The organism is Pseudomonas sp. SH10-3B, assembly GCF_019891415.1.
Classification (GTDB): domain Bacteria; phylum Pseudomonadota; class Gammaproteobacteria; order Pseudomonadales; family Pseudomonadaceae; genus Aquipseudomonas.
On record NZ_JAFLXD010000035.1, the window covers coordinates 12,975 to 27,552 of the forward strand.

General features: G+C 61.2%; 13 protein-coding genes. 8 read left to right on the top strand and 5 right to left on the bottom strand.

Annotated features, from left to right (window positions below; genetic code table 11):
• The first annotated feature begins 115 nt into the window (after nt 1-115).
• Both metH and J1G35_RS22465 read left to right on the top strand, forming a co-directional pair.
• On the top strand, nt 116-3,826 hold the full coding sequence (gene metH / locus J1G35_RS22460) for a methionine synthase (RefSeq protein ID WP_053134978.1): 3,711 nt from the start codon (nt 116-118) through the stop codon (nt 3,824-3,826).
• Nucleotides 3,827-3,878: 52 nt separating this feature from the next.
• A complete protein-coding gene (locus J1G35_RS22465) occupies nt 3,879-4,097 on the top strand; it encodes a DUF2970 domain-containing protein (protein ID WP_053134974.1) in 219 nt (72 codons plus the stop codon).
• Here J1G35_RS22465 and J1G35_RS22470 read toward each other — a convergent pair.
• The gene (locus tag J1G35_RS22470; RefSeq protein ID WP_223016043.1) at nt 4,094-5,161 is read right to left on the bottom strand and encodes an ABC transporter substrate-binding protein; all 1,068 of its coding nucleotides are present in this window, start codon (nt 5,159-5,161) and stop codon (nt 4,094-4,096) included. The genes J1G35_RS22465 and J1G35_RS22470 overlap by 4 nt on opposite strands.
• A gap of 422 nt (nt 5,162-5,583) precedes the next feature.
• Between J1G35_RS22470 and J1G35_RS22475 the strand changes: the two genes are divergently transcribed.
• Both J1G35_RS22475 and J1G35_RS22480 read left to right on the top strand, forming a co-directional pair.
• Nucleotides 5,584-7,242 (top strand): nitrite/sulfite reductase, encoded by a 1,659-nt coding sequence (locus J1G35_RS22475; RefSeq protein ID WP_003190712.1) that lies wholly within the window; start codon nt 5,584-5,586, stop codon nt 7,240-7,242.
• Nucleotides 7,226-7,720, top strand: a complete 495-nt coding sequence (locus J1G35_RS22480; protein ID WP_003235539.1) for a DUF934 domain-containing protein — start codon at nt 7,226-7,228, stop codon at nt 7,718-7,720. Before J1G35_RS22475 ends, J1G35_RS22480 begins: the two co-directional genes overlap by 17 nt.
• Nucleotides 7,721-7,791: 71 nt before the next feature.
• Here J1G35_RS22480 and J1G35_RS22485 read toward each other — a convergent pair whose 3' ends face one another.
• Complete coding sequence (locus tag J1G35_RS22485) at nt 7,792-8,196, bottom strand: MerR family transcriptional regulator (protein WP_053134968.1); 405 nt, start codon at nt 8,194-8,196, stop codon at nt 7,792-7,794.
• A 70-nt stretch (nt 8,197-8,266) separates the two neighbouring features.
• Between J1G35_RS22485 and J1G35_RS22490 the strand changes: the two genes are divergently transcribed.
• A complete protein-coding gene (locus tag J1G35_RS22490) occupies nt 8,267-9,499 on the top strand; it encodes an NADH:flavin oxidoreductase/NADH oxidase family protein (protein ID WP_223016044.1) in 1,233 nt (410 codons plus the stop codon).
• Nucleotides 9,500-9,576: 77 nt separating this feature from the next.
• On the top strand, nt 9,577-11,301 hold the full coding sequence (poxB, locus tag J1G35_RS22495; RefSeq protein ID WP_223016045.1) for a ubiquinone-dependent pyruvate dehydrogenase: 1,725 nt from the start codon (nt 9,577-9,579) through the stop codon (nt 11,299-11,301).
• Nucleotides 11,302-11,488: 187 nt separating this feature from the next.
• Here poxB and J1G35_RS22500 read toward each other — a convergent pair whose 3' ends face one another.
• Nucleotides 11,489-12,046 carry an NAD(P)H-dependent oxidoreductase gene (locus J1G35_RS22500; RefSeq protein WP_053134958.1) on the bottom strand — a complete coding sequence of 186 codons (558 nt, stop codon included), beginning with the start codon at nt 12,044-12,046 and terminating at the stop codon, nt 11,489-11,491.
• A 226-nt stretch (nt 12,047-12,272) separates the two neighbouring features.
• Here J1G35_RS22500 and J1G35_RS22505 point away from each other — a divergent pair, with 226 nt between their 5' ends.
• Nucleotides 12,273-12,509: a hypothetical protein gene (locus J1G35_RS22505; RefSeq protein WP_053134954.1), complete on the top strand. Its 237-nt coding sequence runs from the start codon at nt 12,273-12,275 to the stop codon at nt 12,507-12,509.
• Between the two features lie 63 nt (nt 12,510-12,572).
• Here J1G35_RS22505 and J1G35_RS22510 read toward each other — a convergent pair whose 3' ends face one another.
• Nucleotides 12,573-12,917: a hypothetical protein gene (locus J1G35_RS22510; RefSeq protein WP_053134951.1), complete on the bottom strand. Its 345-nt coding sequence runs from the start codon at nt 12,915-12,917 to the stop codon at nt 12,573-12,575.
• Nucleotides 12,918-13,098: 181 nt separating this feature from the next.
• Between J1G35_RS22510 and J1G35_RS22515 the strand changes: the two genes are divergently transcribed.
• Nucleotides 13,099-13,992, top strand: a complete 894-nt coding sequence (locus J1G35_RS22515; protein WP_223016046.1) for a LysR substrate-binding domain-containing protein — start codon at nt 13,099-13,101, stop codon at nt 13,990-13,992.
• Here the strand turns inward: J1G35_RS22515 and J1G35_RS22520 are convergent.
• Entirely contained in the window at nt 13,989-14,570 is a 582-nt protein-coding gene (locus J1G35_RS22520; RefSeq protein ID WP_082340991.1) for a GNAT family N-acetyltransferase, read from the bottom strand. The genes J1G35_RS22515 and J1G35_RS22520 overlap by 4 nt on opposite strands.
• Between the last annotated feature and the right edge of the window lie 8 nt (nt 14,571-14,578).

A 14,578-nucleotide genomic window follows, 5' to 3' on the forward strand; every position in this document is an offset into this window, starting at 1 on the left:
CGGGCCATACCCCCTACCAACATGAGCGATATTCATGCAAATCCCGGGCATGCCGCAAATCCGCACAGGTTTGCTATGATCCACGCCCTCCGTAATGCCTGACCAGAGTAGTCCCATGTCCGATCGTAGCGCTCGTCTGCAAGCCCTTCACCACGCCCTCAAGGAACGCATCCTGATCCTCGACGGCGGCATGGGCACGATGATCCAGAGCTATAAACTGGAAGAACATGACTACCGCGGCAAACGCTTCGCCGACTGGCCGAGCGACGTCAAGGGCAATAACGACCTGCTGGTGCTCACCCGCCCGGACGTGATCGGCGGGATCGAGAAGGCCTACCTGGATGCCGGTGCCGACATCCTCGAAACCAACACCTTCAACGCCACCCGTATCTCCATGGCCGACTACGGCATGGAAGAGCTGGCCTATGAATTGAACGTCGAAGGCGCACGCCTGGCGCGCAAGATCGCCGATGCCAAGACCGCCGAGAACCCGGCCAAGCCGCGTTTCGTTGCCGGCGTCCTCGGCCCGACCAGCCGCACCTGCTCGCTGTCGCCCGATGTGAACAACCCCGGCTACCGCAACGTTACCTTCGATGAACTGGTGGAGAACTACACCGAGGCCACCCAGGGCCTGATCGAGGGCGGTGCCGACCTGATCCTGATCGAGACCATCTTCGACACCCTCAACGCCAAGGCCGCGATCTTCGCCGTGCAGGGCGTCTTCGAAGCGCTCGGTATCGAATTGCCGATCATGATCTCCGGCACCATCACCGACGCCTCCGGCCGTACCTTGTCGGGCCAGACCACCGAAGCGTTCTGGAACTCGGTGGCCCACGCCAAGCCGATTTCCGTGGGCCTGAACTGCGCCCTCGGCGCCAGCGAGCTGCGCCCGTACCTGGAAGAGTTGTCCAACAAAGCCAACACCCACGTGTCCGCGCACCCCAACGCCGGCCTGCCCAACGAATTCGGCGAGTACGACGAGCTGCCGTCGGAAACCGCCAAGGTCATCGAAGAGTTCGCCCAGAGCGGCTTTCTGAACATCGTCGGCGGTTGCTGCGGTACCACGCCGGGCCATATCGAAGCCATCGCCAAGGCCGTGGCCGGCTACGCGCCGCGCCCGATCCCGGACATCCCCAAGGCTTGCCGCCTGTCGGGTCTGGAGCCGTTCACGATTGATCGCAGCTCGTTGTTCGTCAACGTCGGCGAGCGCACCAACATCACCGGTTCCGCGCGTTTCGCCCGCCTGATCCGTGAAGACAACTACACCGAAGCCCTGGAAGTCGCCCTGCAACAGGTGGAAGCCGGCGCCCAGGTGATCGACATCAACATGGACGAGGGCATGCTCGATTCGAAGAAGGCCATGGTGACCTTCCTCAATCTGATTGCCGGCGAGCCGGACATCTCCCGTGTACCGATCATGATCGACTCCTCCAAGTGGGAAGTGATCGAAGCCGGCCTCAAGTGCATCCAGGGCAAGGGCATCGTCAACTCCATCAGCATGAAAGAAGGCGTCGAGCAGTTCATCCATCACGCCAAGCTGTGCAAGCGCTACGGTGCGGCGGTGGTGGTGATGGCGTTCGACGAAGCCGGCCAGGCCGACACCGAAGCGCGCAAGAAAGAAATCTGCAAGCGCTCCTACGACATCCTGGTCAATGAAGTCGGCTTCCCGCCGGAAGACATCATCTTCGACCCGAACATCTTTGCGGTCGCCACCGGTATCGAAGAACACAACAACTACGCCGTCGATTTCATCAACGCCTGCGCCTATATCCGCGACGAGCTGCCGTATGCGCTGACCTCCGGTGGCGTGTCCAACGTGTCGTTCTCGTTCCGGGGCAACAACCCGGTGCGTGAGGCGATCCACTCGGTGTTCCTGCTGTATGCGATCCGCAACGGCCTGACCATGGGTATCGTCAACGCCGGCCAGCTGGAGATCTACGACCAGATCCCGGCCGAGCTGCGCGATGCCGTGGAAGATGTAGTCCTCAACCGCACCCCGGAAGGCACCGACGCCCTCCTCGCCATCGCCGACAAGTACAAGGGCGACGGCAGCGTAAAAGAGGCCGAGACCGAAGAATGGCGCGGCTGGCCGGTCAACAAGCGCCTGGAACACGCGCTGGTCAAGGGCATCACCACCCATATCGTCGAAGACACCGAAGAATCGCGGCAGTCGTTCGCGCGCCCGATCGAAGTGATCGAAGGCCCGCTGATGTCCGGTATGAACATCGTCGGCGACCTGTTCGGCGCCGGCAAAATGTTCCTGCCCCAGGTGGTGAAATCCGCCCGTGTGATGAAGCAGGCCGTGGCCCACTTGATCCCGTTCATCGAGCTGGAAAAAGGCGACAAGCCGGAAGCCAAGGGCAAGATCCTGATGGCCACGGTGAAGGGCGACGTGCATGACATCGGCAAGAACATCGTCGGCGTGGTACTCGGCTGCAACGGTTATGACATCGTCGACCTCGGCGTGATGGTGCCAGCGGAGAAGATCCTGCAGGTGGCCAAGGAGCAGAAGTGCGACATTATCGGGCTGTCCGGCCTGATCACGCCGTCCCTGGACGAGATGGTGCATGTGGCCCGCGAGATGCAGCGCCAGGACTTCCACCTGCCGCTGATGATCGGCGGCGCGACCACCTCCAAGGCGCACACGGCGGTGAAGATCGAGCCCAAGTACAGCAACGACGCGGTGATCTACGTCACCGACGCCTCCCGGGCAGTGGGTGTGGCCACCCAGCTGCTGTCCAAGGAGTTGAAGGCCGGCTTCGTCGAGAAGACCCGCCTGGAATACATCGACGTGCGTGAGCGCACCTCCAACCGCAGTGCGCGCACCGAACGCCTGAGCTACCCGGCGGCCATCGCCAAGAAGCCGCAGTTCGACTGGAGCACCTACACGCCGGTCAAGCCAACCTTTACCGGCTCCAAGGTGCTGGACAATATCGACCTCAACGTCCTGGCCGAGTACATCGACTGGACCCCGTTCTTTATCTCCTGGGACCTGGCCGGCAAGTTCCCACGCATCCTGACCGATGAAGTGGTGGGTGAAGCGGCCACCGCGCTGTACGCCGACGCCCAGGAAATGCTCAAGAAGCTGATCGACGAAAAACTTATCAGCGCCCGTGCGGTGTTCGGTTTCTGGCCGACCAACCAGGTGCAGGACGATGACCTGGAAGTCTACGGCGAAGACGGCCAGCCGATTGCCAGGCTGCACCACCTGCGCCAGCAGATCATCAAGACCGACGGCAAACCGAACTTCTCCCTGGCCGACTTCGTCGCTCCAAAAGACAGCGGCGTGACCGACTACATCGGTGGCTTCATCACCACCGCCGGCATCGGCGCCGAAGAAGTGGCCAAGGCTTACCAGGACGCGGGCGACGACTACAACTCGATCATGGTCAAGGCCCTGGCCGACCGCCTGGCCGAGGCCTGTGCCGAGTGGCTGCACCAGCAGGTGCGTAAGGAGCACTGGGGCTACGCCAAGGACGAGCAACTGGATAACGAGGCGCTGATCAAGGAGCAGTACAGCGGTATCCGCCCTGCCCCCGGTTACCCAGCCTGCCCGGATCACACCGAGAAAGCCCAGTTGTTCCAACTGCTCGACCCCGAAGCCCGCGAAATGCAGGCCGGGCGCAGCGGTGTGTTCCTCACCGAGCACTACGCGATGTTCCCGGCGGCGGCAGTCAGTGGCTGGTACTTCGCCCACCCGCAGGCGCAGTACTTTGCCGTGGGCAAGGTCGACAAGGACCAGGTGACCAGCTACACCGCGCGCAAGGGCCAGGACCTGGCCGTCACCGAGCGCTGGCTGGCGCCGAACCTGGGCTACGACAACTAAGCCCTGACGGATTGTCTATGCTGTCCCTCACACACCTTGTGTCGAGGGACGTATGGACGATCCAGCCAACAACAAGCCTCCTACCTTCTGGCAGATGCTCCACAGCGTGGTGGCCGCTGCGTTTGGCGTGCAGAGTGGCAAGAATCGCGCCCGCGACTTTACCCACGGCAAGCCCAGCCACTTTGTGATCCTGGGCATCCTGTTCACGGCGGTGTTTGCGCTGACGTTGTTTGGGATCGTCAAGCTGGTGCTGCACCTGGCCGGCGTCTAGCGCAGCAACAGACGCAAGCTGAACGGGTAACGATAGGACGTGGGCTTGCCCTCGGCGGACAGCGCGCGAAAATTCACCGACGGTGTCGGCTCCAACAAGTGCCGTGCCTGGCCGGCATTGATCAATTGGAACAACGCCAACGGACGCTCACCCCCACCGTATGCGCCTATGTCCACGCCCTTGGCATCATCATTGATCAGCACCATGGCCCACCCGCCGACGGTGAAATGCCCGGCGACCAAACTCGACAAGCGCCCATCCAGGCGCGCCCGCAGGATCTCGGGCGAGCTGTTGACCGCGCTGAACAACGTGTCCTTGCCGGGTGCTCGCCCAGTGGCCTGCAGCGCCTGCATGGCGCCCAGTGCCATCTGATCGTTGGCCGACCACACCAGCGCCGTCTGCGGATAGCGCTTGAACAGTTGCGTCGCCTGTTCGAACGCACGCTGGCGGCTCCACTCACCGTAGACCAGCTGGCGCAGGCGCACCTCGGGATGCTCGGCCAGCGCCCGGCGCATGCCGCGCTCGCGCAATTGCGCCACCGGGGTGGCCTTGGCGCCGGAAAATGCCAGCAGGTCGAGGGATTGGCCAGGCGCAACCGGACCGTGCTGGCGCAACAGGTCGCGGAGCATCAGGTAGCCCGCCTCTTCATCGTCGGCGACCAGGCTGCCGATCAACTGGATGCCGCTGCGGGTTCCCAGCAATTGCATCTGGTCGGGGGTCAGCGCGCTGTTCACCACCAGCAGCTTGACGCCACTGCCCTCGGCCATGCGCAGGATCTGCGGTGCAACGTACTCCTCATTCACCAGCACCAGGTAGTCCGGCCGCTGGCTGCCTTGCAGTACCTCACGCGCCTGGAGCAGCGTGTTGTCGGGATTACGCTCGCCGTAACGCACACGCAAATCCAGGCCGAGGTCCTTGGCGGCGGCCTGCATGAATTGCGCGTAGCTGACCCAGAAGGTTTCCGTCGACGTGCCTGGATTGAGAAACACCACCGACGTGGCATGGGCCATCAACCCATAGGTCGGTCCCAGCAACCAGAAACACGTAATCAACACCTTCAACATGGATGCTTGAGCCTCGAAAATAAGCCGCCATGATAGTGGCAATGCCCAAACCAATCGAGGCTCAATCAACGTCCTTTATTGGTGGCTGACCCAGAAAACGGCAGTTCCCACCACCAGAATGATCAAGAACAGAATGGCCCAGGCATCAACGGTACTGTCAGGTTTACGGGCTTTTGTCGGATTGCTCATTGCATCGCCTCTTGTCGGTTTTATAGGTGATTGCACTCAAACACGATCACAGTAAAGTTGACGATTGCCCGCATGACAAATGTGGGTATCACGATAACCCTTCTCATTAGTCATTTTGGTTATGTGCATATACTCAAACATCACTTTTGCGCATAAACGCAAACTGGTATCGTGCGCCGGCTCCGTTGGGAGTGCGCGGCCGTGCGCGCAGATTTGCCGAGAACAGGACCTATATGTACGTATACGACGAATACGATCAGCGCATCATCGAGGACCGCGTCAAGCAGTTCCGTGATCAGACCCGACGCTACCTAGCAGGTGAACTGAGCGAAGAAGAGTTCCGCCCTCTGCGCCTGCAAAATGGCCTTTATGTTCAGCGCTTTGCGCCGATGCTGCGGGTGGCCGTGCCTTATGGCCAACTGACTTCGCGCCAGACCCGCATGATGGCCAAGATTGCCCGCGACTTCGACAAGGGCTATGCCCACATCAGTACCCGCCAGAACGTGCAGTTCAACTGGCCGGCGCTGGAAGATGTGCCGGACATCCTGGCTGAGCTGGCCACCGTGCAGATGCACGCGATTCAGACCAGCGGTAACTGCCTGCGCAACGTGACCACCGACCAATTCGCCGGGGTTGCAGCCGACGAGCTGATCGACCCACGCCCGTGGTGTGAAATCGTCCGTCAATGGACCACCTTCCACCCCGAATTCGCCTACCTGCCGCGCAAGTTCAAGATCGCCATCAATGGCTCGACCTCGGACCGTGCAGCCATCGAAGTACACGATATCGGCCTGGAGCCGGTGTACAACGCGGCCGGCGAGCTGGGTTTCCGTGTACTGGTGGGTGGCGGCCTGGGCCGTACCCCGGTGGTCGGCGCGTTCATCAACGAGTTCCTGCCGTGGCAGGACCTGTTGAGCTACCTTGACGCCATCCTGCGGGTCTACAACCGCTACGGCCGTCGCGACAACAAATACAAGGCCCGGATCAAGATCCTGGTCAAGGCACTAACCCCTGAGGTGTTCGCCCAGAAAGTCGACGCCGAGATGGAGCACCTGCGCGGCGGCCAGACCACCCTGACCGAAGCCGAAGTGCACCGTGTGGCCAAGCACTTCGTCGATCCTGAGTACAAGGCCCTGAGCAATCAGGACGCCGAGCTCGCAGCGCTCGACCAGCAGCACCCAGGCTTTGCCCGCTGGCGTACCCGCAACACCCTGGCGCACAAAAAGCCGGGCTATGTGGCGGTGACCCTGTCGCTGAAACCGACCGGTGTTGCGCCGGGCGACATCACCGACAAGCAGCTGGACGCCGTCGCCGACCTGGCCGAGCGCTACAGCTTTGGCCAACTGCGCACTTCCCACGAGCAGAACATCATCCTCGCGGACGTTGAGCAGAGCCAACTGTTCACCCTGTGGGGTGAACTGCGCGAAGGCGGTTTCGCCACGCCGAACATCGGCCTGCTGACCGACATCATCTGCTGCCCGGGCGGCGACTTCTGCTCCCTGGCCAACGCCAAGTCGATCCCGATTGCCGAATCGATCCAGCGCCGTTTCGACGACCTGGACTACCTGTTCGACATCGGCGAGCTGGACCTGAACATCTCCGGTTGCATGAACGCCTGTGGTCACCATCACGTCGGCCACATCGGCATCCTGGGCGTAGACAAGAAAGGCGAAGAATTCTACCAAGTGTCCCTGGGTGGCAGCGCCAGCCGTGATGCGAGCCTGGGCAAGATCCTTGGCCCATCCTTCGCCCAGGAAGCCATGCCCGAGGTGATCGGCAAGCTGATCGACGTGTACATCGAACAGCGCACCGAAGATGAGCGTTTCATCGACACCTACCAGCGCATCGGCATTGACCTGTTCAAGGAGCGCGTCTATGCAGCGAATCATTAAGAACAACGAAGTCCTCGATGAAACCTGGCACCTGCTGCCCAAGGACGCGAGCTTCGACGGCATCTCCAACTGCGACGACCTGATCGTGCCGCTGGCGCTGTGGCGCGAACACGGCCACGCGCTCAAGGCCCGCGACGGCGGCCTGGGTGTGTGGCTGGACGCCGATGAAGAAGCCGAAGAGATCGGCGCTGACGTGGAACACTTCCAGGTCATCGCCCTGAACTTCCCGGCCTTCACCGACGGGCGCAACTATTCCAACGCGCGCCTGTTGCGTGACCGTTATGGTTACAAGGGTGAGCTGCGGGCGATTGGTGATGTGTTGCGCGACCAGTTGTTCTACCTGCGCCGCTGCGGGTTCGATGCCTTCGCCTTGCGCGCCGACAAAGACCCGTACGAGGCGCTGGAAAGCCTCAAGGACTTCTCGGTGACGTACCAGGCCGCAACGGATGAACCGCTGCCGCTGTTCCGTCGTCGCTGAGCATCAAATGTGGGGTGGGGGCTTGCCCCCTCCCAGATTGGAATCTGCTTGCGCTGTAAATCGGTGCTTTTTCAGGCACCGATCTTAATCGACGCCAGCACCTGCTTCTGCCCCATTGAGCACGGCACGCCTTCCGGCTGCGCCCGTACCGCATCGATTACGCCTAACAACTGCGCCTTGTTGTGGGCCAACTGCGCCTGCATCACCTCGATCTGCGCCACCTTGCGCTCCAGGGCCTCGATCAACTCCTCACGCTTGTGCTCCCCTGGCGCGGGCATTAACGCCTTGAGTTCCTGCAAGGTAAACCCGGCCTGCTGTGCGCTCTGGATCAGTTGCAGCGTTTGCAGGGCATCGGGCGCATAGCGTCGATACCCATTGGCCTGGCGCCCCACCTGACTGATCAGCCCCTCGGATTCGTAGAAGCGGATACGCGACGCCGCCAACCCACTTTGCTTTGCCAGCTCACCAATATTCATCAAAACCCCGCTTGACATTAAAGTTAACTTTAAGCTTAGCCTGAGGCCTCCCCCGTTCCGGAGTCAACTCATGTCACCCTTTGAACCCTTGCAACTGCCCAACGGCCAGGTCCTCGCCAACCGCATCGCCAAGGCGGCGATGGAGGAGAATATGGCAGACGCCAATCAAGCGCCTTCCCGTGAACTGAAGCAGCTGTACACCGCCTGGGCCAACGGCGAGCCCGGCTTGCTGCTGACCGGCAATGTGATGATCGACCGCCGCGCCATGACCGGCCCCGGTGGCGTTGCCCTCGAAGACGAAAAGCATCTGGACAGTTTTCGCGAATGGGCCAACGTGGCCCGCGACAAGGGTGTGCACTTTTGGGTACAGCTCAGTCATCCGGGACGCCAGACCATGGCCAACCTCGGCCAGCAAGCCCTGGCGCCCTCCGCGATTGCACTGGACCTCGGCAGCTTTTCGAAGATGTTTGCCAAGCCCAAGGCAATGACCGAGGACGACATTCAAGACGTGATCAAACGCTTCGCCACCAGCGCACGCCTGGCCGAGAAAGCCGGTTTTACCGGGGTGCAGATCCACGGTGCGCACGGCTACCTGCTCAGCCAGTTTCTCTCGCCGTTGAGCAACCACCGCACTGACCGCTGGGGTGGCTCGCTGGAGAACCGTGCGCGCCTGCTGCTGGAGGTGATCCACGCGGTTCGCGCCAGCGTCAGCCCGTCCTTTTGCGTCGCGGTAAAACTCAACTCGGCGGATTTCCAGCGCGGCGGGTTTGCAGAGGCCGATGCTCGTGCGGTGATGGAGATGCTCAACCCCTTGCCCATTGACTTGCTGGAACTCTCCGGAGGGAGCTACGAAGCACCGGCCATGCAAGGCGAAGCCCGGGACGGTCGCACCCTGGCCCGTGAAGCGTACTTCCTGGAGTTTGCCAAGGAACTGGCGACCATCGCCCAGATGCCGCTGATGGTCACCGGCGGCATTCGCCGCCTGCCCATCGTGCAACAGGTGCTGGACAGCGGCATCGCCATGGCCGGCATTGCCACCGCCCTGACCCTGGAACCGCAACTGATCAAACACTGGCACGAGGGGCGCGACCTCAACCCGCAACTCAAACCGATCAGTTGGCAGCGCAAACCCTTGGCCGCCCTCGCCACCCTGGCCGTGGTGCGTGACCAGATGCGCCGCCTGAGCCGCGGCCGCCTGCCCAATGCCAACGTCGCGCCCTGGCTGGCACTGGTGCGCGACCAATGGTTTATCGCCCGGCGCACCCGGCAATACCGCGCGGCCATGACGCAATCTTCACATTAAAGGCGGAGCATTCGCCGTGATCGAACTGTCCCCTATTGATCAGCTGCTTTTAACCTCACTGACGATTGGAGTTCTTCATGGCGAAAATCAACCTGGCCCAGCAATTGGCGACCACCCTTGAACAGGCGGGCATCAAGCGTATCTGGGGCCTGACCGGCGACAGCCTCAACGGCCTCACCGACGCCCTGCGTACCATGGACAGCATCGAGTGGATGCATGTACGTCACGAAGAAGTCGCCGCCTTCGCTGCCGGTGCCGAAGCGGCAGCCACTGGCGAACTGACCGTATGCGCCGGCAGCTGCGGGCCGGGCAACCTGCACTTGATCAATGGCCTGTTCGACTGTCATCGCAACCATGTGCCGGTGCTGGCGATTGCGGCGCAGATCCCCTCCTCCGAGATCGGCCTGAATTACTTCCAGGAGACCCATCCCCAGGAACTGTTCAAAGAATGCAGCCACTTTATCGAGCTGGTCACCAACCCCGAGCAAATGCCTCATGTGCTGCACCGTGCCATGCGTTCGGCGATCCTCAACCGCGGCGTGGCGGTGGTGGTGATTCCGGGGGACGTGTCGTTGCTGGAAGTGGAAGACACGCTCAAGCCCTGGCCTGCCCTGCACGCACCGCGCACCTTGCCGGCGGAACAGGACCTGCAACGACTGACCGAGATCCTTGAAAGCAGCAAGAAGGTCACCCTGCTCTGCGGCAGCGGTTGCGCCGGTGCTCATGATCAAGTGGTGGCCCTGGCCGATGCCCTGGGGGCGCCGGTGGTGCACGCCCTGCGCGGCAAGGAACACGTGGAGTGGGATAACCCGTTCGACGTCGGCATGACCGGCCTGATCGGCTTCAGCTCCGGTTACCACGCCATGCTCGACTGCGACACGCTGATCATGCTCGGCACGGACTTTCCGTACCGCCAGTTCTACCCTACCGATGCCAAGATCATCCAGGTTGACCGCAACCCGCAGGCGCTCGGCCGGCGCGCCACGCTGGACCTGGGCATCGCTGCCGATGTGAGCGAGAACATCGACGCCCTGCTGCCACGCCTGACCCGCAAGACCGACCGCAGCTTCCTCGAAACCTCGCTGAAGCACTACGAAAAAGCCCGCCAAGGCCTGGACGACCTGGCGCAACCGTCAAAGGCCAACCGGCCGATCCACCCGCAATACGTGGCGCGTTTGCTCAGCGAACTGGCGGACGACGATGCGATCTTCACCGCCGACGTGGGCTCGCCGACCGTGTGGGCCGCGCGCTACCTGAAAATGAATGGCAAGCGCCGCCTGATCGGCTCGTTCAACCATGGCTCGATGGCCAACGCCATGCCCCAGGCGATTGGCGCGCAGGCGGCCTTCCCGGGACGCCAGGTGATCTCGATGTCCGGCGACGGCGGTTTTGCCATGCTGATGGGGGATTTCATTTCACTGGCGCAGCTGAAATTGCCCGTAAAAGTGATCGTGTTCGATAACTCGTCCCTGGGCTTTGTCGCCATGGAAATGAAGGCCGCAGGCTATCTGGATGCCGGCACCGAGCTGAAAAACCCGGACTTCGCCGCCATGTCCAACGCCATGGGCATCCTCGGCATTCGCGTGGAGCAATCGGAAGACCTGGAACCGGCCTTACGCCGCGCCCTGGCCCATGATGGCCCGGTGCTGGTAGATGTGGTGACGGCCACCCAGGAACTGGTGATGCCGCCGAGCATCAAGCTGGAGCAGGCCAAAGGGTTCAGCCTGTACATGCTCAAGGCGGTGATGAGTGGGCGCGGGGATGAAGTGATCGAGTTGGCGCGGACTAACTGGTTGCGCTGATCCAATACTGTGGGAGGGGCTTGCCCTAATACCAGTCAGTTAAGCGTACATCGCCTCCTGTAGGAGCGAGCTTGCTCGCGAAAAACGTCAACGATAACGCGTGCTTCCTGAATGAACGCGGCGCCTGTGAGTTTTTCGCGAGCAAGCTCGCTCCTACAAAAGCCTTAACTGAACGGCGAGTGCCGATTCAAGCTGTCTGTTTTTCTACCCATTTGCCGTAGGCATCAATAAATGCCTGCAGGAACGGCTTGGTCTTTTCCGACACCTTGCCGGACTCATCGAACACGCTGCCAGCGCCGCCCAGGTAGGCTTCCGGCTGCTGCATGCACGGCACATCAAGGAACACCAGGGACTGGCGCAGATGGTGGTTGGCACCAAAGCCGCCGATGGCGCCCGGCGACACGCTGATGATCGCCCCCGGCTTACCGCTCCAGGCGCTTTGACCATAAGGACGGGAACCTACGTCGATGGCATTCTTCAACGGCGCGGGTACGGAACGGTTGTACTCCGGCGTCACAAACAACACCGCGTCGGATGAGCGTACTTGCTGACGGAAACTACTGTAGGCTGCGGGCGGTGATGCCCCGTCGATGTCTTCGTTGTAGAGCGGCAAATCGCCAATTTCCACAATGTTCAACTTCAGGTTGGCAGGGGCCAGTTCGGCCAATGCCAGGGCGACCTTGCGGTTGATCGAGTCTTTTCTCAAGCTGCCAACCAGAACGGCAATCGTGTAGACCTTGCTCATTGGGTTTCTCGACGTCTGACTAAGGGAGCTTGTAGTTATAAAGGCTTCGCAGCGCGTTCACCAGAAGGTTTTGATAATCCTCCAGACGTTTAGCTCGCGATTCGATGCGTAGGAACCGTCTGAAAATGTCAGCGAATAGTATTTTTTTCCAATAGGTAAACTACCCCTCTTTATGACGGTCTACAGCACCGCATATCGAGTGTTTATCTCCAGAGGTTCTAAACAGATGGCAGCAGTACTAGTCGGACAGTTTCATGCCAGAGACGCAGAGGGTCGTGTGTATTCGGTGCATGAGTTCCAGGAATCCAACCCGGCGCAAGGCGACCTGGCTGGCTCGGCACCCGCCACCACCTACAAGCTGGCCATTGGCGACCGTGTAGAAAAACTGGAAGGCGATGAGTTCAAGCTGATCCAGTCGGGGACCATTATCGTCCGCGAATCGCAGACCGTCCTCGCCTCATAAGATTGATCGCCCAGACGTACCAGCTCAGTCCTGGCCATTGACGGCATTGACTGAGCTGGGTGGTCACGGGCGGCGAATCTCCGTCACTTCGAGCCCCGACTCACCGTCGACCTGCTTGAGCGTGACCATCAAACTCCCCCGCTCGCCTTCGACCGCGTACATCACCCGCCTGTAACCCGGCGAGTTGTACCCCGGATACGCCACCACCTGCTTGACTTGCGTCATGCCCAGCACCGTGCCGACCTGCGCGGCGACTTGTTCCTGGGTACGGATGAAGGCCTCAAGCGCAAGGTTTTCCGGGACTGATTCATCGTGATTGCTGAAGAGATAAGCAGCCAAACACCCTACGGTCACCAGGACCAGCAGTTGTTTGACCGTTACCCCGAGAAATGTCGAGGGCAGAGGCATATGAGACCAGACCTGTTTTTGTTGTATGTGCCGGTAACCGGCATTGGTCGTTGATGATCAGACGCGCCATTTTAGTGGGGTCCTGGCTGAACGCCAGCGACATACGCGACCCACACCGTCTTTTTTGCGCACGACGGCATGCGCCATTGAATCCCCAACGCGCTGCACATAGACTCCGGCCATGCGTTTACGTCATATCGAAGTGATTCAGGCCATCTTGCAGACCGGGCACCTCGGCACCGCCGCCGAATGGTTGCAACTTCCCGTGGGCGATGTAGACGCGGCACTCAAGGATGCCGAGCAGCAATTGGGCTTCATGCTGTTTGCCAGTGTGCGCGGGCGTTTGCAGGCGACACGGGAAACCCTGGAGTTGCAGGCAGAAATTGCCCATGTGTACGAAGCCCTGGAACCGGTGCAACGCCTGGCCAGCCGCTTGAAACACCATCACGCCCCCACCCTGCGCGCCCTGTGCACGCCGCCCCTGGCCAATCAACTGCTGCCCCAGAGTATCGCGGTCCTGCGCCGACGCTTCCAGGACACGCCGTGCAACCTGTCGAGCCAGCCAACGCGGGAAATCGTGCGCAGCCTGTTGCTGCACGAGGCCGACGTGGGCCTGAGCCTGCATGACCCGGAACATCCGCAGATCCACAGCACGGTGCTGGCCCAAGGCAAATTGCAACTGCTCGCGCCCCACGGCTGGCTCAAGCCCAAGCAGAAGTACATTGCGCTGCAAGACCTGGCCGGGCAGTCGATGATCGGGCTTGAAGGGCACGACCCGCTCAGCCGCCTGCTGGACGCCAAGCTGCAAGCCTTGCGCCCGCTGCCGGTGGTGCAGACGCGGGTACAGACCTACCAGATGATGCGCAGCATGGTGGAAGCCGGTGAAGGCCTGGCGATAGTCGACCCATTCACTGCGTTTGGCGCGCGCGAGGCGGATTTGGATACATGCCCGGTGTCACCGCCGATCATGGTCAGCCTGTATGCGCTGACACTCAAGGATGGCGCGACCTCCCCCGCGCTGAATGCGTTGCTGGAGATCGTCACGCAAAAGGCCCAAGCCCTGCTGGTGAGTTAAAGCCGCTCGGCTTCGGTCTTGAACAACCGATACCAGAAAATCGCCACTTCACGGGTTTGCGGGTCTATGCCGCGATAACGCAGGTGGTCGATCCCGCCCATCACATAGCCGCAACGCTCATACAGACGGCAGGCGCCGAGGTTGTTGTTCTGGGTTTCGAGCATCATGCCTGGCAGGTTTTTCTTGCGGCTCCAGAACTGCGCCACGTCCAGCAAGGCCTTGGCCACGCCATGGCGCCGCGCGGGCAAGGCCACCGCCAATTCGTCTACGTGGGCAAAGCCATTCCAATTGGTGCTGACCACGATATGCCCGACCGCACGATCATCCAGGTAAGCCATGAAGATCGCACTGTCCGGCGCATCACGAAAACTGGCGAACTCTTCAGGATCGATCCCATAACATTTGCGGTACGGCAGGATGCGCTCCAGCGGCCATTGATCGACACGCTTGCCCATCTCCGGCACACCGTAGGCGCTGACCTCGAAACTGAAGTCATTGCCCCATACGTAGGCATCGAAGCCCTCGTCGGCGACCCGCACACTGAGCCCTGGATACTTCGGGTTCATTACAGCTTGCATAAACATTC

Coding starts and splice junctions, on each gene's coding strand:
- J1G35_RS22510 (WP_053134951.1), bottom strand. CDS start 12,917: ATGCCTCTGCCCTCGACATTTCTCGGGGTAACGGTCAAACAACTGCTG.
- J1G35_RS22480 (WP_003235539.1), top strand. CDS start 7,226: ATGCAGCGAATCATTAAGAACAACGAAGTCCTCGATGAAACCTGGCAC.
- J1G35_RS22500 (WP_053134958.1), bottom strand. CDS start 12,046: ATGAGCAAGGTCTACACGATTGCCGTTCTGGTTGGCAGCTTGAGAAAA.
- metH (WP_053134978.1), top strand. CDS start 116: ATGTCCGATCGTAGCGCTCGTCTGCAAGCCCTTCACCACGCCCTCAAG.
- J1G35_RS22475 (WP_003190712.1), top strand. CDS start 5,584: ATGTACGTATACGACGAATACGATCAGCGCATCATCGAGGACCGCGTC.
- J1G35_RS22505 (WP_053134954.1), top strand. CDS start 12,273: ATGGCAGCAGTACTAGTCGGACAGTTTCATGCCAGAGACGCAGAGGGT.
- J1G35_RS22470 (WP_223016043.1), bottom strand. CDS start 5,161: ATGTTGAAGGTGTTGATTACGTGTTTCTGGTTGCTGGGACCGACCTAT.
- poxB (WP_223016045.1), top strand. CDS start 9,577: ATGGCGAAAATCAACCTGGCCCAGCAATTGGCGACCACCCTTGAACAG.
- J1G35_RS22465 (WP_053134974.1), top strand. CDS start 3,879: ATGGACGATCCAGCCAACAACAAGCCTCCTACCTTCTGGCAGATGCTC.
- J1G35_RS22515 (WP_223016046.1), top strand. CDS start 13,099: ATGCGTTTACGTCATATCGAAGTGATTCAGGCCATCTTGCAGACCGGG.
- J1G35_RS22490 (WP_223016044.1), top strand. CDS start 8,267: ATGTCACCCTTTGAACCCTTGCAACTGCCCAACGGCCAGGTCCTCGCC.
- J1G35_RS22485 (WP_053134968.1), bottom strand. CDS start 8,196: ATGAATATTGGTGAGCTGGCAAAGCAAAGTGGGTTGGCGGCGTCGCGT.
- J1G35_RS22520 (WP_082340991.1), bottom strand. CDS start 14,570: ATGCAAGCTGTAATGAACCCGAAGTATCCAGGGCTCAGTGTGCGGGTC.